This is a genomic window from Ralstonia sp. OTU4908 (assembly GCF_038440115.1).
GTDB classification, from domain to species: domain Bacteria; phylum Pseudomonadota; class Gammaproteobacteria; order Burkholderiales; family Burkholderiaceae; genus Ralstonia; species Ralstonia pickettii.
In genome coordinates this window covers 1-17,980 of record NZ_JASATD010000001.1, presented here as the reverse complement: position 1 = coordinate 17,980, position 17,980 = coordinate 1, and the positions used below count along the sequence as shown (strand labels likewise).

Here is a 17,980-nt window from a genome sequence, read left to right as displayed (position 1 = left end):
ATGCGTTGAATTGGTTTGGATGCGGAGGCGTTATTTCTGTGCGGCAAACAGCGCGTCGAGCTTGTCTTCGTACGCGTGGTAGCCGAGATATTGGTACAGATCGGCGCGCGACTGCATGGTTTCCACGGCCGCCTTCTGGGTGCCGTCACGCATCACGGTCTGATAGAAGTTGAGCGCCGCAGCGTTCATTGCGCGGTAGGCGCCGCAGCAGTACAGCGCAATGTCCACGTTGGCGCTGCGCAGTTCGTCGGTGGTAAAGAGCGGCGTGCTGCCGAACTCGGTCAGGTTGGCCAGGATGGGCACTTTTATAGCGGCCTTGAAGCGGCGGTAGTCGTCCAGCGTCTTCATGGCTTCCGGAAAGATCATGTCGGCGCCCGCTTCCACGTAGGCGACGGCGCGCTCGATGGCGGCGTCGATGCCTTCGGAGGCGGCGGCATCGGTGCGGGCCATGATGACGAAATCGTCATCGGTGCGGGCATCCACGGCGGCCTTCACGCGGTCGACCATTTCGTCGGTGGAAACGACTTCCTTGCCGGGGCGATGACCGCAGCGTTTCTGGCCAACCTGGTCTTCCAGGTGCACGGCGGCCACACCCGCCTTGATGAACGAGCGAATGGTGCGCGCAATGTTGAAGGCGCCGCCCCAGCCGGTGTCGATGTCGACCATCAGCGGGATCTGCACCGCGTCGGTGATGCGGCGGGCGTCGATCAGCACGTCTTCCATCGTGCTGATGCCCAGGTCCGGAATGCCCAGCGAGTTGGCCGCCACGCCGCCGCCCGACAGGTACACGGCCTTGAAGCCGGTCTGCTCGGCCATCTTGGCAGCGTAGGCGGTAATGGCGCCCACCACTTGCAGCGGTTGGGATTCAGCCACGGCAGCACGGAACTTGGCGCCGGCGCTGGTGGGGTGTCGATGGGTTGTGCTCATGTGTGGCTCCAAAAAGATCGGCCTAAAAGAGCAGGAAGCGGGCCACCCAGTTGAGTGGACGTAACCCCTTGATTTGTATGGATGTGACGTTACCGCCCGGGCGCACACCATCTCAAAAATGAAATGTGTGATTTCAATATGGAAATGCACGGCGCATAATGCTCGGACTGCCGTTTTTTTGCCGCGCCGCACCATGAGCCCCACTGCAACCGACCTGACCGACCGCCCCCGCATCTGGGCTTGCGGCATCAGCCGCCTGAGCGATCTCTTCCTCGATATTGCCGCCGAGTACAACGACCGCGCCGAGCTGCGCGTCATCACACGCGGCTTTGAAGACATCGTGCGCGAGATCGACGCCGCTGGCGCCGAGCGGCCCGACGTGGTGGTGGCGGGCGGCTCCAACGGCGCCTATCTGAAGCCGCGTCTGTCGCTGCCGGTGGTCGTCATCAACCCGACGGGCTTTGACGTGATGCATGCGCTGGCCCGCGCCCGGCGCCACGCGGAATCGGTGGCGCTCGTCACCCACGGCGACACGCCCGAGGAGGTGCGCCGCTTTGTCGCCGCCTATGGCATGGACGTGGTGTTTGCCTCGTACACCTCGCGCCAGGGCGCGGAGAGTTGCGTGCTGGACCTGCGCGACCGCGGCGTGGGTGTGGTGGTTGGCCCCGGTCTGGTGACGGACCTGGCAACGCAGGCGGGCATGAACGCCGTGTTCCTGTATTCGCGGGACTCTGTGCGTGCGGCATTCGATACCGCGCTGGAAGTCGTACAGGCCACGCGCCGCGAAACCCTGCGCCGCCAGCGGTTGGACAACCTGCTGCAGCATCTGCGTGACGGTGTGGTCGCGCTGGATGCGCAGGGTCGCGTGGAGGCCATCAACCAGCGGCTGGCCACCGCGTTGGGCATCGAGGCCAAGCAGGCCATCGGGCAACCGCTGCTCAGCATTGCGCCCAACCTGCTCGGCTTGCTGCCCGATACCGACGGCGACACGCTGGGCACCGTGCAGGGCGTGAACTACGTCATCCACCGTGGCCCGCTCACGAGCACCGGCACCGGCGCCGCAGAAGGCACGGTGTTCACCTTCCAGGAATCCCGCGCGGTGGAGCGGCTGGATCGCACGCTGCGCTCACGCCAGCGCCCGCAGCAGTTCAGCGCGCGCTATCGGCTCGAAGACCTGGTGGGCGAATCGCTGGCGATGGAACGCGTGCGTACGCTGATACGCCGCTACGCCAAATCCGACGCCACCGTGCTCGTGCTGGGCGAATCCGGCACGGGCAAGGAGATGGTCGCGCAGGGGATGCATCAGCTCAGCGCGCGGCGCGATTTTCCATTCGTCGCCATCAACTGCGGCGCGTTTCCCGAAGCGCTGCTGGAAAGCGAACTGTTCGGCTACGAAGAGGGCGCCTTCACCGGCGCGCGCAAGGGCGGCAAGACGGGGCTGATTGAAGCCGCGCACCGCGGCACACTGTTTCTCGATGAAATCGGCGAGATGCCGCTGCCGCTGCAAAGCCGCCTTCTGCGCGTATTGCAGGAGCGCGAGGTGGTGCGGCTGGGTTCCACCGAGCCCACCCGCGTCGATATTCGCGTGGTGGCCGCCACGCATCGCGCGCTGACGGACGCCGTGCAAGCCGGCACCTTCCGCGCGGACCTGTACTACCGCCTCAATATCCTGAGCATCGCGCTGCCCCCACTTCGCGAACGCCCCGACGACGTGATGCCCCTGGCCGTTGAACTGCTCGTGCAGGCCGCGCGCCGCGATCCGCGCCTGCTGCTGCGCATTGCCGACACGGAAGAGGCTGCCCGCGTGCTGGCCGGTGTTGCCGAGCCGCTGCGGCGCTACGCCTGGGCCGGCAATGTGCGCGAACTGCAGAGCGTGGTCGAGCGGATTGCCGTTGAACTGGCTTACACCGAAGACGCCAGCGCCATCACGCAAGACGTGCTGCGGCTGATTGCACCCGAAGTGTTTGCCCACGCCACACCGGGCAAACCGGCGGTATTGACGCTGCGCGAGCGCAGCCGGGGCGTGGAAGCGGAAGAGATACGCGCAGCGCTGGCCGCCCACGGCGGCGATCGGGATGCCGTATGTGCCGCGTTGGGGATCAGCAAGACGACGTTGTGGCGGCGGTTGCAAGAGGTGGCGTCGATACGGTAATTCGTTCGCTCCAGCGCTGCCCACCGGCACCGCCGCGACACGTCGGTCAACGTGACGCTATGCAGAGTGTCAAAGCAGGGAGCGAAGCAACGTCAGCCCGCCGATGCCAGCTACAACGCTGAGCAGCGCGTTTCGCCACATCAGATAGGTCAAGGCAACACCACAGAGCGCGATCACTTCCACGCCAAGCTGGCTGGGCATCATGCTACCTGCAAGCGCGTTCGCAACAAGGATGACCATCACGCAGAGCGGTAATTCGCGATTGAGTTGCGTAACCGCTCGGCTGCGTAGCACATCGCGGTTGATCATCAACGGCGATGCCCTGAGAAGGATCGTCAGTGCGCTCATGATGCCGACTGCGATCCATTGTTCAATACTGCTCATTACGTGGCGCTCCTTCAGGATGCTTCCACTGCGTTACCGCGGACAAGTGCGCGCGCCAACAGCGTCGCCAGTCCGAATCCGAGGGCCGTGATCAATAGATAGTTCGTCGCCATTCGCGTCGCTGCAAAGTAAGCCAGTACGCCTATCAGCGCCGGAGCCAATCTTCTCTGCGATAGGTACTGTTCGATGGCGAGGATGGTGAACAGTGACGGCAGCGCGAAGTCCAGGTTGGGAATCCAATCCGCAACCTTTTGTCCGAGCAGCACACCAAGGACGGTTCCCGCGATCCAATAGACGTGATGGATCAACGTCACTGCCATCGCGAACTGCTGCCGTTTGTCTGTGGGAAGGGTAGTGAGAACGGAATAGTTCTCGTCGGTTAGCGCTGCAACGATATAGGCCCGTTGCCAGCGCCGCGCAGGCAGGTGCTCAATCAGCGGGATGGCGTAGAGAACATGGCGCAGGTTGATCAGCAGCGTGGTCATGGCAAATGCGCCGAGCCCCGTGGCGACACTCAATAACGGCACCGCCGCAAATTGAAGTGCGCCGGCAAAGATAAAGATGCTCATTGCAATCACAACAGCGGGTGACAATCCCGCTTGCGTGGCCAGTACGCCAAAAGCGAATCCTGTGGGCAAATAGGCCATTCCTACTGTTGTGGTCAGTCGGAGAAGAACGCCCCGGTCAGATGCCTTTGTGGCCGAGTGCCCCTCATTCCGCCGGTACGACATGGGAGGTCTCCGATTCCTTGTACAAGGAGAACGACTTGATAAGCGGGCGAATCGCTTCTTCACGGCCAAACAGCGCAACGCAGATCACCTTGTTATGCTCAGGAGTCGCAGCCAGCGTTGCTGCCCGCTGACTCTCAGCGCTGGCGCCGATCATGGAGTCGATGAAGATGTTGTGCGGGATGCCTCTGTCGCGCAGGGCGCAAATCAACTTCTCCAGGGCCGATGAGCGTTTCGCTCGCAGTACGATGGCAGGAAACTCGCTGATGTGGCTTTCCGACGAAAAGGCCGGGCTCGGATATGCCAACAGCTTCCATGCGTCCCGATTGTTCGATCCTATGAGCCCCAGCACGGCGTGCGCGACGGCATTGATGATCGTAGGGCCAGGAAACTCCGAGTTCACGACGATCACGGTCTTACTTGTGTTGTCTGCGTATGCCATCTTATTCAGCTGCGACGAGAAGTTGTTGATCAGCGTGTGTAGCCGGCGTTTTGCCTGCCGACCTTGAAGGGGCAGGCTGTGCGGATTCAAGCCAGCGGAATTGATGTTCGATCATGTTCGAGATGCCCCACAATTCCCGTTTGGCAAAGCCGGGCCGGTCGCCACAGGCAATTGCGGCTTGACGCAGGTATAGGCTCCGCGGCCAGTCAGCGTGGCATAGACATTATTTAGTGTCGTGCTGTAAAAAAGACGATTGTGAATGGCGTGGTGCAAGTGAGTGACCTGCAATTTGCGCAGAATTCCAACTAGAACGATCCAAAGCGCAAAGATAATAGGCCATGCGGCCGGGGTATCCCATTCTGCAAGTGAAGCGAGAATTTGAATGGCAAGAATGCCAATCAACGGCGTGATTGCAATATCCGCTGTCTTTGGAAAGAAATATGATTTTTCTGATTCCTTGAGTGGTTTCCCAGTGAGCCACGTGAGAATTGGTTGTAATAAATCCGGAACCCTATTCATTGATTCGCGAACACCTTCTTGGAACATTTTGTCCCCCTACTAATCGTTTGGTTTGAAGCGGAAATACGTGGGGGCGATAATAGTGCACTGTCGAAAAAGCGGATTTTTGTTTGCAAAATTCAATTATTCTGTTGCTCATTTGAGGCGTTATTGGTTCTTCATGTTTTGATTATTGCGTTGCAAGGGCTAGCCTGCTAAGTGTCAATAAGCGAGCAAGTGGATCGATGCGGACGCCGTCGATAAGCTCGACACAGTGACGTAAGCCACGCCGCCCGCGGCGGCGATCGGGATGCCGTATGTGCCGCGTTGGGGATCAGCAAGACGACGTTGTGGCGGCGGTTGCAGATGGGCTAGATCAAAATTGACCAGCGTAGGTGGTTGCGGTCGACCGGCGCGATGACTATCGTGCAATCCTCCATCGAGCCTCATTGCGTGCCGACAGGCGCGCGACCAAGAAGGTCAACACCATGGCACAACAAAGCCGCCCCCACATCATTCTCGCCAGCCTCACGCTTGCCGGCGGGTCGCGCTATCCGTCTGCCCTGGGCCATCTCGTCCGGACGGCCGCTGTTGCGGCGTATCTGGCAAACCTTTTGGAGCTGGACGACGCGGAACAGCGGCACATCTATCTTGTGGCGCCCGTGCACGACATCGGCAAGCTGGGCATTCCGGATGACGTCCTGCTCAAGCCCGCCGCCCTGACCGACGCAGAGCACGAGATCATGCAGCGGCACTCGAACATCGGCGCCGAGCTGCTTGGCGGGACGGCCGATTCGCTGTTGCAAATGGCAGCGAGCGTTGCGCGCCATCATCACGAACATTTCGACGGCAGCGGATACCCGGCTGGCCTTGCCGGTGAAGACGTCCCGCTTGCCGCGCGCATCGTGGCCGTTGCCGATGCGTTTGACGCCATGCTGGAGCCGGGCGTTTACCGCGAGGGGATGTCGGAGGATGACGCGGTCGGTGCGGTGGCAGACCAGAGTGGCCGGTACTTTGACCCCACGCTGGTGGAATGCTTCCTGAAGAACGTGCTGGGGGTTCGGCGCGCTCGTGCTGCTGCAGAAAGCCTGGTGCAGCAGTACGGCGACGTGTCGGGCGTCATCCGGTTCTATGGAGCTCGAGACCAATCGCCGGCATTCCTGAGGTATATCCAAACGCTTTGAGAAGCAGCGCGCGGCGCAGCGCATAGTTGCTGACAGCGCATGCTCGGGGCGACGAAACGCCGTCCGTGGCAATCATTCCAGACGGGGCCGCACTCTTCGCGCGGATGCTTGCCGCGACACCGAATTTGGCGGAATCCACTCGTGCAGCGCAAGGCGACATAACTCTTTGGACGGCTTTTCGCTTGGGCCGGAACCGTGGAAAATCGCGTTCCAACCCTGCTCGCCACCCTGTAGTTCGGAATGATAGAAAACAATCCCTCGGAGACCGCCCGGCACGCCCTCAAGCTGCTGGCCTCACGCAGGTTGGCGCCCACGCCAGACAACTTCGCCTCGATCTTTTACGAAATCGCCGGCAACAAGCCCGACGCAGACCCCCAGGATGCCGAGCGGATGGCGCTCGTGCGTGAGTTGCGCGAGCAGCTTGCGCGCACGGTCGAATGCTGTCTGCCAGTGCTCGGTGAAGACGATGCCAGCATCGGCCCCGCGGCCTGGGCGCTGATCCGGGCCTGCCGGTCCGAATTCGAAGGCCTTGGCAGCTTGAACAGCAAGCTCTCCACGTTCAACCACCGGTTGTCACTGGCGGCGGAAGATCAGGGCGAGATCCGCCGGGCGTTGCTGAGCCTGCTGCAACTGGTGTTCGAGAACATCGCCGAGCTGTCGTTGGACGACCGTTGGCTGCGCGGCCAGATCGAAGCCCTGATGAAGGCCAGCGAGGCCCCCGTCAGCCTGCGCCGGCTGGACGATCTGCGGCGCCGCCTCATGGAGGTGATCCAGAAGCAAAGCTCGCTGAAGTCGAAGTCGATCGAAGCCCAGGAAGAAATGAAGCGGCTGCTGGCCGCCTTCATGGAGCGCCTGTCCGTTGCCGCAGAAACCTCGGGCGAGCATCACCGCCAGATGGAAGCCTGCGCCAAAAAGATTGAATCGGCCAACAGCATCGCCGAGATTGCACCGGCCATTCAGGATGCGCTGTCGGCCACCCGCTGGATGTCGCTGGAGTCGGCCCGCAACCGCGACGTGCTGTCGGCGATGAAGGTCAAGGCCGAAGAGGCCGCCGCCGAGGTGGCGCAACTGCGCAAGGCGCTCGACATGGCATCGGCGTCGGCGCGTCACGATCTGCTGACGGGCGCGCTCAACCGCAAGGGTCTGGAAGAGGCGCTGGAGCGCGAAGTTGCCCGCGCGGCCCGCCAGAACACGGCACTCTGCATCGCGTTCCTGGACATCGACGACTTCAAGTCGATCAACGATACGCACGGCCACAGCTTTGGTGACGATGCGCTGTCGCACCTGGCCCAGGTGGCCCGCGAATCGATGCGCCCGCAAGACACGCTCGCCCGCTTTGGCGGCGAAGAATTCGTGATCCTGATGCCGGACACGTCGCTGGAAGAGGGCGTGCAGACCATCGTCCGCCTGCAGCGGGCGCTCACGCAGCGCTTCTTTGTGGCGGGCGATACGCGGCTGTTTATCACCTTCTCTGCCGGCGTGGCGGAAGTCGGCAAGGACGAACCGCCCATGGCAGCCATCCAGCGCGCCGACCGCGCCATGTATCAGGCCAAGCGCGCGGGCAAGAACAAGGTGGTCAGCGCCTGAGGCTCGCCGAAGGCCTGCTGTGTTTACTCCAGCAGCGACAACGCATCTGCCAGCGACAGCACCGTCGTGCGCGACTCAAATGCCGTCGCAAAAAGATGCTCGTGCACGATCGGGTCCGGGTCGTAGCAGCAGTCCTTCACGGTGGACAGGCGGTAGTCCGCATCGCTTGCATGCGCAATGGAAGACAGCATCACGCCGGTTGATGCAACGCCCACCATGATCAAGGTATCGATGCCCTTGGCGGATAACCGCACCTGCAGGTCCGTGCCGTAGAACACGCTGGCGCGGTGGGCGATGATGATCGACTCATCGGGTTGCCGGCCGAGTTCCGGCGAGATGCGGTCTTCAACGAACAGGCCCAGTTGCTTCACGCCTTGCCCGTTCTTGTTCAACGGGCTGACTTCAGGATAGCCGGGGCTGAAGTGGAACTTCGCAAAGTAGACGCTGACGCCCTTGGCTCGCGCGGCATCGCACAGCGCGCGGGTGTTGGAGAGCAGCGCAGGCGCGACCGATGGAAACAACGCCATGATGTCGGTCTGGTAGTGCATGACCAACAACGCCGTTTGCTTGGGGACAAGCGCGAATGTCGACATAGGGCTACGCGATGACGGATGGGGGGCGGTCGACTCTATCACGGGCACCTGTGTGGATTGGCCACAGTCGACCACGCCTTCCGTTGCGGGCCGGCAGCGCAAGGTTAGCCACGCCGGATCACGCTGCGCGCCATCAAGGCGCACCACGAAGCCGCCTTGCGCCCGGTCCTATAATCTCCGCTTCCCCGACCCCCACATCCCTAGCACCATGTTTCCGCCTCTCCACATCGCAGATCGATCGGCGCGTCGGGCCAGGAGACTCTGGGCGAACTACGGCATCTTCTGGCTCGGTGCCGTTCTCGTGGGTCTCGTGTCCGTCGCCTACGCCAAGCTGATCGATGTTGGCTTCGAGCTTTTCCGGAACATGGTGTCGCACGCGCTCTGGCTGCCGATCGTCATCACGCCGGTGGGGGCGGCACTGGCCATCTGGCTGACGCGCCAGTTCTTTCGCGGTGCCGAGGGCAGTGGCATTCCGCAGGTGATCGCGACGCTGGAGGATGGGCGGCTCTCCAGTTCGCTGCTCTCCCTGCGCATCATGTTCGGCAAGATCGTCGTCTCGTTCCTGGGCATCCTCTGCGGCTTTACGATTGGCCGTGAGGGGCCCACGGTGCAGATCGGCGCATCGCTCATGTACGCCATGCGCCGGGGCTATCGTCGAAGCAGCAAGCACATCGAACGGCAACTCACGCTTGCAGGGGCAGCGGCCGGGCTTGCCGCCGCGTTCAACACGCCACTGGCGGGCGTCGTGTTCGCCATTGAAGAACTGACGCGCAGCTTTGTTGCCCGCAACAGCGGCACGCTCATCACGGCCATCATTTTTTCCGGCGTAGTCGCTTTGGGCTTGCAGGGCAACTATCTGTACTTCGGGCGCATCCAGGCCATTGGGCAATTCCATCTGGCGCTGGTGCCTGTGGTGATTGCCGCCAGCGCCATCTGCGGTGTGGCGGGCGGCGTGTTCTGCTGGCTGCTGCTCAACATACCCCGCTGGATGCCTGCGCGGCTGGTTGACCTCCGGCAAGCGCAACCGGTGTGGTTCGCCTTTCTGTGCGGAGTCGCCATTGCTCTGATTGGCCTTGTGTCAGGCGGCATCACGTTCGGCAGCGGTTATGCAGAAGCGCGGGGCCTGCTGGAGACCCATCAGGCGCTCTCCCCGTTCTACGCGGTGCTCAAGTTCTGCGCGCTGATCGCGTCGTACCTGTCCGGCATTCCGGGCGGCATCTTCGCGCCGTCGCTGGCCATTGGTGCGGGGCTTGGCAACATCATGTCGCTCGTGACATCGGCGATCCCGCTGCCCAGTCTTGCCGCGCTCTGCATGGTCGGCTACCTGGCGGCGGTCACGCAGTCGCCCATCACGTCGTTTGTGATCGTGATGGAGATGATCGACGGCCACGAGATGGTCTTGCCGCTCATGGCTGTGGCGTTGCTGTCGAGCCAGGTATCGAAGGCGCTGACGCCGTCGTTCTATCACACGCTTGCGCATCGGTTTCGTGGGTTGGTGTCGCGCCCGGCGGCGTAGAAAACCCAGGCCGGAACAGCGCCGCGTGCAGCGTCGCTGCTCCGGTTTCAACCCCCGGCAACGTCACCCCCGCCGCGCCGCCTCAATCGCCGCGATGTCGATCTTGCGCATCGTCATCATCGCGTCGAAGGCGCGCTTGGCCGCTGCGCGGTCCGGATCGGTATAGGCCGCAGTGAGCGCGCGCGGCGTGATCTGCCACGACAGGCCCCACTTGTCCTTGCACCAGCCGCAGGCGCTTTCCTGCCCGCCGTTGCTGACGATGGCGTTCCACAGCCGATCGGTCTCGGCCTGGTCGTCGGTGGCAATCTGGAATGAGAACGCCTCGCTGTGCTTGAACTGCGGGCCGCCGTTCAGCCCCAGGCACGGAATGCCCGCCACGGTGAACTCCACCGTCAGCACGTCGCCCTCCTGGCCGGCGGGGTAGTTGCCCGGCGCGCGGTGGACGGCGGTGACTTTGCTGTCTGGGAAAGTCTGGGCGTAGAAGTTGGCCGCGTCCAGCGCATCGCGGTCGTACCACAGACAGATTGTGTTTTTGCTGACCATGCGTGTCTCCTCACCGGGCGGGCGCCGGCATGTGAGGTGGAGGCGGTCCACAGCTTGCGCGCCCGTGATGTGACGTGGATGCCTTTGCCACTGCCGTGGCTTGCACTCTCTCACATTCCTACGCTTGCGACGGTACTGATTCTCGTAGGTTTGACGCCCGCGTTGAGTGTTCAATGGATGCCGCCAAAACAGAATTTACGCATTTGGAACTCTAGGCAATGAACGTATAGTGCGTGCCCATGAAACGAGACCTGTTTGCTGAACTGAAAGAAGGAATGGATGCGCTTGCCGCAGAACGCGAAGGCAAGGCGACTCTCCCAAAACTCAAGGCGGGTAAGCCTGAGCCGGTGGAGGTAAATTCGAGCCCCGAAACCCTGCAGATGCCAGACGACGTCTAATGCGACGCCCCAACAAAAAAGCCGCCCCAAAGGCGGCTTTGTTCTTTTGGTAGAGCCTCTCAGCTCGCCCCACCCGTCGTCGAACTGGCGGGTTCAGACGCAGGTGCCGGGCTAGGCGCCGCTGCGGGTGCCGTTGGCGTAGTCACCGCAGGCGCCGATGCCGGCGCAGCCTCAGCAGGCGCCTTCGGTGCCGGTGCAGCAGCCGGAGCCGAAGCCGGAGCCGCCACCGGCACAGGCGGCGCGGCCGGCGTAGGCACCACGGGCGTCGTCATCTTCATGGGCTCGCCTTGCGGCGTAGGCGCGGGTTCGGGCAGCGGGGCCACGTGTTCCTTCTCCGCCGCCTTGGCCACCTTGTGGTCTTTGCGGGCGGGGTCGATCTTCAGGAAGTGGTCGACCAGGTTGAAGTAGCGCTCGTAAAACACCCCGGCGGGAATCGTCTCGCTGGCCACCTTCACCATCGAATCGTCCCCCGAGCCGATGGGCAGCGACACCGAGCCGAGGATGCTCAACCCCACGCTTGCCGACGTGCTCGTCTTCTTGAGCGTGTAGCGGTCTTGCACCGCGTTCACATAGGCCGTGCTGGAGGTGCCGTCCGCATTGGCCTCCGCGCACACCACGTGGAACGAGATCACCACGTGCGAATCGTTGCTCGGCTGGAAATTCTTGCTGCCATCGATCGTGTCTGCGCGCGGCGAACTCGACACATAGCCCTGACTCAGCAGCGCCCGGCGCGCCGCCTCGCACGTGGCGTCAGACTTGGCGTGGAAGGTGCGCGCATAGGGGCTTGCCGCCGCATCAAACTGCTCCTGCTGATAGAGCGGCGTGGGTGCAGAGCTGCACGCAGCCAAAGCGGCAGCGATGCTGGCAGCAGCGCACAAAACAGACAACGGACGGAAGCGGTAGGGCATGGCGTTGGGCAAAAGGGCTTGGCCGGGTGATGGTGCGGCCCGGCGGTGCCACTGCAGGTGCGGCGCAAGTTTTGTGCGCGGCAGGCGGTGGCGGCGTGGGCGGGTGGCCGGGCGTCATTATAAGTTTGTCGGGTGACACGTCACCCCGCGATATGCGCCCATTCTGCTCGCGCGACATCTTTGGCATCGCGGGTAACGGTTTCATTAGGTCTTTGAGCATGCCTAGCCCTGGGGTTCCACCTTGCCAGTGCGCAGCGCAACCGCCCAATCCTGCCGGCCCCGCTGCTCCGCAATCGCCGCTGCATCGTTTCACGCGTTTTCAACCGCACGGAACTCGGCCGTCCACTCACCTGCGTGTTCAGTCACGATGGCATAGCGCGCATGCGGGCTGCCGGTTTCAATCGTGTGGGCCAACGGATAGGCATCGCTGTAAGCCTGTAGGCCGACGCTGCCCGTGTTGACGATATAGCGGCCATCCACCAGCTTTATCGCGCGTGGCATATGGGTGTGGCCGCACAGCACGAGCTTCGCGCCGGCATCTTCTGCGCAATAGGTGCCGCATCGCGCCCGACAGTTTTTGCGGGAGTACGAGCAAACCGCCGTGTAGTCAAAGGCCGCCGCACAACAGCGCTTACCGGCAACCCGGCGCCGCTCGTGCCTCGCATATGAGTAATTTTTAATTCAGATTTTTACCAAATATAAATCTGACGCCAGGCTTCGATCTTTATCCAACCCCCGCCCAAAAAACCTCCAAAAACCCCACCAACGGGGGCAGCGCAATCCCGATGCATCGCCTATGCTATTTCCCATTAAAAAACGGCGCCCTGATTTGAATCGGATTATCAGAGAAAGCGCCTAGTCCTAAATATCTAAAAGCATTCGGCCGGGGGCGGTAAATGGGGCGGAGGAGAAAACAAGCATCCACCAGCGACGTGCTGTTGGCGCTGCCGTGGTGGATGCTGGCCATTGGCGCGGCGGCCAGTTACCTGATTTTTCACAACATCCTCCCGGCGGCGTTTAGCGCCAATCCGCTGTTGAGCGGCGTCGGGATGCTGGCGCGCGGGCTGGCCTGGATGCCCGCGCTGCTGCTCGGCTTCTTTGCCGTGCTGTCTTACCTACGGGAGCGCAGCCGGCAGGCCGATGCCCGGCTAGGGCCCCCGCGCACTGAACCCTCCGGGCGATCCCGCCCGCCCAAGGCACCGCCCCAGCCCGCCCGCAACGCAGCGGGCAGCAACACACCCAACCCGCCTAACTCCACTCGCAACACCACCCCGCCCCCGCAAGCCCCCACGCCGTCAGAACCCGCCACGCCCCAAAGCTGGACGCTGGAGGCCATCCAGTCGCTCGAGTGGAAACGGTTCGAGCTGCTGTGCGTGCAGTACTACGAACAGATGGGGTTTGCTGTGAAGACGGTGCCGCACGGCCCGGACGGCGGTATTGACGCCACGCTGTACATGGCCGGCCAGAGCGCGCCCGTGGCGGTAGTCCAGTGCAAGGCGTGGTCCAAGCCCGTGAAGGTGGAGCAGGTGCGGGCGCTGGGCGGCTCCATGCTGGCGCACAAGGTCAAGCGGGGCGTGTTCTGGTCTTTGTCGGGTTATGTCGGCAACCCGGTGCAGGAGTTTTCAGAGCTTGCCGGTATCCAGCTATTGGACGGGCCGGCGGTGCTTGAGCGCATTCGCGCGCTGGCCGAAGACAAGCAGGCCGCGCTGTTGGCGAAGGTGTTTGAGGGGGATTACCGGACGCCGTCGTGCCCGGCTTGCGGGGTGAAGCTGGTGGCGCGGAATGGGAAGAGCGGGGCGTTTTGGGGGTGCAGTAATTACCGGACGGGGTGTCGGTATACGTTGCAGATGGGGTTGAGGACTTAGGTGCTGCTGCCGTGGACTGGCTCTATTGGCCAGTTAGTAAGAAACGACTATCAAGGGGGGAAATCATGCTTCAGACGCTAGCCGATGCGATTCAGCATAAACGTGTGCTCGAGTTTGTTTACGACGGATGTCAACGAATTGTAGAACCTCATGCGGTGGGGTACTCCTCCGAAGGAAACTTGCTCTTGCGGTGTTACCAAGTTGAGGGCCAGAGTCGTCACTCGCCAATACCAGATTGGCGGTTGATGACGGTCGCAAAGATTCAAAATCTGACTGTGGTGCCGAACCGTCACTTCACTTCGCCGCGGGACGGTTATAGGCGTGGCGATAGTGCTATGGCAACCATCTACGCTCAGTTGTGAACTCGCGCTGTTACGGCATACCAATACTCTTCATTTATCGTTTGCGAATGACTCCAGGTTGTTATTTTGCGCGGTGAGTGAGTGTTCGGTAGAGAAAGCCAAGGACTAAGGTCTGTAATGAAAATCGAGTCCGTTCAAATAAAAAACTTCCGCACGTTGAAAGACGTGACGATACCTTTTGATTCCGTAACAACGTTTATCGGGCCTAACGGTGCCGGAAAATCCACTGTGCTTCACGCGCTTGACTGGTACTTCAATGGCAAGCCTGCTGCGCTCACGCAGGATGACTGTTCCTTCGGGGCAACTGATGAGGGCATTGAGGTGGGGGTGACGTTCACTGACCTCACTCCCAAGGATCGTGAAGCGCTCGGCAAGTACGCACCGAATGATGTTTCATCGTTCACTGCATGGAAGCGCCGGTCACCGAATGGTCTTGAGGTGCTTTCAGCCAATGCAAAGAGTTTCCCTGATTTCAACGCAATCAAGGCAGCAAGCGGGGCGACGGCGAAAAAGAATGAGTACGCTGCACTCCGAGAACGACGTCCAGATCTGGACCTCCCTGCCGCCGGCACAGGCACTGCGGTAGAGAAGGCGATGGTGGCGTGGGAATCAGCGCACACGAACCTGCTCGTTGACGCCCCAGATGAGTTGCAGACCAACTTCTTCGGTTTTAACAGCGGCGGAAAGATGAGTGGTCTTTTCAATTTCGTCCTCGTTACTGCTGACCTTCGAGCGAGCGAGGAGTCGATCGACGGCAAGTCGAGCATCATTGGGCGAATTCTTGAGCGTTCGGTTGATCGCACAGCAGCGGATGAGGCGATCGAGGAGATCGTCGCAGAGTCGCGTGCTAAACAACAGAAGGTCTACGAAGAGAAGTTCACGGAGAAGCTTGATGCTTTGACGAAGCAACTCAACGACGTCGTTAAGTCATATTCGCCGGGACGCGCGGTCAAGGTTTCACCGGCAGTGGTGGACCTCAAGGCTCCTCGTACAACGTTCAATGTGGCAGTACTGGATGGAGAAAATCAAACTGCTGTGGAACGACAGGGGCATGGCTTTCAGCGAACACTGCTGATTTCGGCGCTCCAACTGTTGGCTCAGTCAGGTGCGGCATCAGCGGAGGGGGTTATCTGCTTAGCGATCGAGGAGCCGGAGCTCTTTCAGCACCCGATTCAGGCTCAGACGTTTGCGAAGGTACTTCGGGCGCTTGCTGAGGACGCAGGGAAGCGTATCCAGGTAACCTACGCTACTCACAGCCCGTACTTCCTTGAGGCACGAAATTTTCATCAAGTCAGGCGGCTCACAAGGTCTTCCGATGACGCTCCTGTGGTCACCGTTCACCTAGCCACCGTTGCTGGTGTTAAAGCGCGGTTACAAGGAGTGATGAAAGCGAATACCGTTGATCGTCAACTCGATGGCATTGTGACGAATCAGCTTGCGGTAGCTCTTTTTGCGAATCGCGCACTTGTTGTCGAAGGTACGACAGAGTGTGCAGTGTTCTACGGCATTGGCGACAAAATGTCTCCCGGGGCGCTCGAGGCCGCTGGCATCTCGATAGTCCCGGTAGGAAGCAAGACCTCCGTTCCGCTAGCGCACGCGATCCTGATGGAGATTGGTATCCCGGTCTATGCCCTATTCGATGCCGATGGCGGGTTTGCAGCACGGGCAAAGGACAACGGGAAGGCAGCAGATAAGATCGCTGAAGAGCGAAAATCTCATGTTGTAGCGAATCGTGCAGCTTTGAGGTACTTCGGTCTACCTGAAGAGGATTTCCCATCCGCCGTTGTTGCAGACAATGTAGCGATTTTTGAAGACAACCTCGAAGCGTTTCTGTCACAGAGTTGGCCGGAATGGGGCGCGGCCTGGGCTAGCGTTGAGGCGGCTGCCGGAATTGCGCTCGGGAAGAATCAAATCGCGTACCGAACAGCCACACACAGAGCGGAGGGGACGGTGCCTGAGATGCTTAAGCAAATTTTGGCGAAGATGAAGGACAAATGAGCATGCAAGAAATTATCTGCCCCCATTGCGGCAAAGCCTTCAAGATCGATGAGGCCGGATACGCGGAAATCCTGAAGCAGGTTCGTGACAGCGATTTTGAGAGGCAGCTGCACGAACGGCTTGAGCTGGCTGAACGTGACAAGCGGAACGCCGTCGAACTCGCTGAAACTAAGGTTGCCAGCGAGTTGCAGAAGGCTGCCGCAGTGAAGGATGCCGAAATTCAAGAGTTGAAGGCTAGGCTCGATGCTGGTGAGGTAGCGCGACAGCTTGCTGTGGCGGAGGCTCTGAGCATTGTGGAAAAAGAGCGTGATGCTCTTGTGAACGAACTGGCGCAGGCGAGGCATGACAGGCAAGCTGCATCTGAGCTAGCTGAGGCGAAGCTCGTGAATGAACTCCAAAAGACTGCGGCCTCAAAGGACTCAGAGATTCAAGAATTGCGAGCCAGACTCAATGCCATCGAGGTTAGGCAGAAGCTTGCGATTACCGAGGCTATCAGTACGGTCGAAAAGGAACGCGACGAACTGAGGAGTGGTCTTGAGCGTGCAGAGCTCGAGAAGCAACTTGCGGAAAAATCACTCAAGGACAAATACGAGACGCAAATCAAGGATCGCGATGAAGCGATCGAGCGTCTGCGAGATATGAAAGCTCGTCTGTCGACGAAGATGGTTGGTGAAACGCTCGAGCAACACTGCGAGACTGAGTTCAACCGCCTTCGCGCAACGGCGTTTCCGCGTGCGTATTTCGAGAAGGACAACGACGCGCGGACCGGCAGTAAGGGGGACTACATCTTCCGCGACTCGGACGAGGCAGGCACAGAGATCGTCTCGATCATGTTCGAAATGAAGAACGAGAATGATCACACTGCAACTAAAAGCAAGAATGAAGATTTTCTGAAAGAGCTCGACAAAGATCGCGTCGAGAAGGGGTGTGAGTATGCGGTCCTCGTATCTTTGTTGGAGCCCGAGAGCGAGCTATACAACACCGGCATCGTAGACGTGTTTCATCGGTACCCGAAGATGTATGTCGTGCGGCCGCAGTTCTTCATTCCCATTATTACGTTGCTGCGGAATGCCGCCATGAATTCACTTAAGTACAAATCGGAATTGGCGCTCGTTAAAGCGCAGAACATCGACATTACCAACTTTGAAACTGAGCTGGAGGGATTCAAGACCGCATTCGCGAAGAACTACGATCTGGCGTCCCGGCGCTTCCAAACGGCAATTGATGAGATCGACAAGTCGATCGACCACTTGCAGAAGACGAAGGAGGCGCTGCTCGGCGCAGATCGGAACCTTCGGCTTGCGAATGACAAGGCGCAGGATGTAACGATCAAAAAGCTGACGCGTGGCAATCCCACGATGGCGGCCAAATTCGCTGAACTCAAGAACCAAGATTCTTCCGGCGCGGGATGATTCAGACAGCCTATGTTGGCGCTGGCTTTCACACGCGTAACTTGGCACGGCGGGTCATTCCCTGACTTGCTCTCCGACTACCCCACCCGCTAAACTCCCTCCGCTGCGGCAACAACCGCAGCCGGGACTGCAATCCCGAATTCAACTTTACCCGTGAGTGCCGTTATAGCCCTCGCGTGCCGTCGTTCGTCCTCATGGGCGGGCCCGGCAGGGAGGGCTTCGGCCCTGCCGGTTTTTGGTAAGTTGATCGGTATTGCAGACCTTGTCGTGTGCCCGCCCACCCTCCCAGGTGGGTGGCTCCTCACTTAACCAGAGGGCAAGACAATGGATCAACCGACCCAAGCTGTACCCATCCCCATCCCACGCGGGCATCGCCCCGCAAACTGTCAGTTCACCAGCATCGCGCGGCGGCCTCCGCCCGGAGGTGCCCGATGAACGTCGATAACAATCTCCTGTACGCACAGGGCGCCTTGGCCGCCAAGG

The 17,980-nt window shown here is 60.7% G+C and carries 16 protein-coding genes and 2 pseudogenes; 9 read left to right on the top strand and 9 right to left on the bottom strand.

Translation table 11 applies throughout. From position 1 onward, the window contains the following. Positions 1 to 30 precede the first annotated feature (30 nt). Positions 31 to 927, bottom strand: coding sequence for a methylisocitrate lyase (gene prpB, locus AAHM38_RS00085; RefSeq protein WP_116574895.1), 897 nt, complete (start codon positions 925 to 927; stop codon positions 31 to 33). Between the two features lie 193 nt (positions 928 to 1,120). On the opposite strand from prpB, the gene prpR reads away from it, so the two are divergent. After that, positions 1,121 to 3,079, top strand: a complete 1,959-nt coding sequence (gene prpR, locus AAHM38_RS00080; RefSeq protein ID WP_116575125.1) for a propionate catabolism operon regulatory protein PrpR — start codon at positions 1,121 to 1,123, stop codon at positions 3,077 to 3,079. Between the two features lie 69 nt (positions 3,080 to 3,148). Here prpR and AAHM38_RS00075 read toward each other — a convergent pair whose 3' ends face one another. The 4 genes from AAHM38_RS00075 to AAHM38_RS00060 all read right to left on the bottom strand — a co-directional run bounded on the left by AAHM38_RS00075 (position 3,149) and on the right by AAHM38_RS00060 (position 5,179). Further along, a complete protein-coding gene (locus tag AAHM38_RS00075; RefSeq protein WP_103519325.1) occupies positions 3,149 to 3,463 on the bottom strand; it encodes an AzlD domain-containing protein in 315 nt (104 codons plus the stop codon). 14 nt (positions 3,464 to 3,477) lie between these two features. Beyond that, positions 3,478 to 4,110 carry an AzlC family ABC transporter permease gene (locus AAHM38_RS00070; RefSeq protein ID WP_257019803.1) on the bottom strand — a complete coding sequence of 211 codons (633 nt, stop codon included), beginning with the start codon at positions 4,108 to 4,110 and terminating at the stop codon, positions 3,478 to 3,480. Between the two features lie 64 nt (positions 4,111 to 4,174). Next, positions 4,175 to 4,723, bottom strand: a complete 549-nt coding sequence (locus AAHM38_RS00065) for a DUF2000 family protein (RefSeq protein WP_257019804.1) — start codon at positions 4,721 to 4,723, stop codon at positions 4,175 to 4,177. A gap of 21 nt (positions 4,724 to 4,744) precedes the next feature. Further along, complete coding sequence (locus AAHM38_RS00060; protein WP_257019805.1) at positions 4,745 to 5,179, bottom strand: hypothetical protein; 435 nt, start codon at positions 5,177 to 5,179, stop codon at positions 4,745 to 4,747. A 240-nt stretch (positions 5,180 to 5,419) separates the two neighbouring features. Between AAHM38_RS00060 and AAHM38_RS25640 the strand changes: the two are divergent. The 3 genes and pseudogenes from AAHM38_RS25640 to AAHM38_RS00050 all read left to right on the top strand — a co-directional run. Continuing rightward, a pseudogene (locus tag AAHM38_RS25640) lies at positions 5,420 to 5,506 on the top strand (helix-turn-helix domain-containing protein); the annotation flags it as partial. Between the two features lie 113 nt (positions 5,507 to 5,619). Continuing rightward, a complete protein-coding gene (locus AAHM38_RS00055; RefSeq protein WP_116575124.1) occupies positions 5,620 to 6,315 on the top strand; it encodes an HD-GYP domain-containing protein in 696 nt (231 codons plus the stop codon). 240 nt (positions 6,316 to 6,555) lie between these two features. Then, entirely contained in the window at positions 6,556 to 7,902 is a 1,347-nt protein-coding gene (locus AAHM38_RS00050; protein WP_009240286.1) for a GGDEF domain-containing protein, read from the top strand. Between the two features lie 23 nt (positions 7,903 to 7,925). On the opposite strand, the gene AAHM38_RS00045 is transcribed toward AAHM38_RS00050, so the two are convergent. Next, positions 7,926 to 8,495, bottom strand: a complete 570-nt coding sequence (locus AAHM38_RS00045; RefSeq protein ID WP_116574892.1) for an isochorismatase family cysteine hydrolase — start codon at positions 8,493 to 8,495, stop codon at positions 7,926 to 7,928. A 208-nt stretch (positions 8,496 to 8,703) separates the two neighbouring features. Here AAHM38_RS00045 and AAHM38_RS00040 point away from each other — a divergent pair, with 208 nt between their 5' ends. After that, complete coding sequence (locus tag AAHM38_RS00040) at positions 8,704 to 10,011, top strand: chloride channel protein (protein WP_116574891.1); 1,308 nt, start codon at positions 8,704 to 8,706, stop codon at positions 10,009 to 10,011. 63 nt (positions 10,012 to 10,074) lie between these two features. On the opposite strand, the gene AAHM38_RS00035 is transcribed toward AAHM38_RS00040, so the two are convergent. After that, the gene (locus tag AAHM38_RS00035; RefSeq protein ID WP_116574890.1) at positions 10,075 to 10,554 is read right to left on the bottom strand and encodes a VOC family protein; all 480 of its coding nucleotides are present in this window, start codon (positions 10,552 to 10,554) and stop codon (positions 10,075 to 10,077) included. A 239-nt stretch (positions 10,555 to 10,793) separates the two neighbouring features. On the opposite strand from AAHM38_RS00035, the gene AAHM38_RS00030 reads away from it, so the two are divergent. Continuing rightward, positions 10,794 to 10,952, top strand: a complete 159-nt coding sequence (locus tag AAHM38_RS00030) for a hypothetical protein (RefSeq protein WP_009240290.1) — start codon at positions 10,794 to 10,796, stop codon at positions 10,950 to 10,952. 59 nt (positions 10,953 to 11,011) lie between these two features. Here AAHM38_RS00030 and AAHM38_RS00025 read toward each other — a convergent pair whose 3' ends face one another. Continuing rightward, positions 11,012 to 11,860 carry a DUF2242 domain-containing protein gene (locus AAHM38_RS00025; protein WP_116575123.1) on the bottom strand — a complete coding sequence of 283 codons (849 nt, stop codon included), beginning with the start codon at positions 11,858 to 11,860 and terminating at the stop codon, positions 11,012 to 11,014. A gap of 222 nt (positions 11,861 to 12,082) precedes the next feature. Then, a pseudogene (locus tag AAHM38_RS00020) lies at positions 12,083 to 12,433 on the bottom strand (metallophosphoesterase family protein); the annotation flags it as partial. 323 nt (positions 12,434 to 12,756) lie between these two features. Between AAHM38_RS00020 and AAHM38_RS00015 the strand changes: the two are divergent. The 3 genes from AAHM38_RS00015 to AAHM38_RS00005 all read left to right on the top strand — a co-directional run bounded on the left by AAHM38_RS00015 (position 12,757) and on the right by AAHM38_RS00005 (position 17,497). Continuing rightward, the gene (locus tag AAHM38_RS00015; RefSeq protein WP_116574889.1) at positions 12,757 to 13,725 is read left to right on the top strand and encodes a restriction endonuclease; all 969 of its coding nucleotides are present in this window, start codon (positions 12,757 to 12,759) and stop codon (positions 13,723 to 13,725) included. A 479-nt stretch (positions 13,726 to 14,204) separates the two neighbouring features. Next, positions 14,205 to 16,085 carry an ATP-dependent nuclease gene (locus tag AAHM38_RS00010; protein WP_116574888.1) on the top strand — a complete coding sequence of 627 codons (1,881 nt, stop codon included), beginning with the start codon at positions 14,205 to 14,207 and terminating at the stop codon, positions 16,083 to 16,085. A gap of 2 nt (positions 16,086 to 16,087) precedes the next feature. Beyond that, positions 16,088 to 17,497 (top strand): DUF2130 domain-containing protein, encoded by a 1,410-nt coding sequence (locus AAHM38_RS00005; protein WP_116575122.1) that lies wholly within the window; start codon positions 16,088 to 16,090, stop codon positions 17,495 to 17,497. The last annotated feature ends 483 nt before the right edge of the window (positions 17,498 to 17,980 follow it).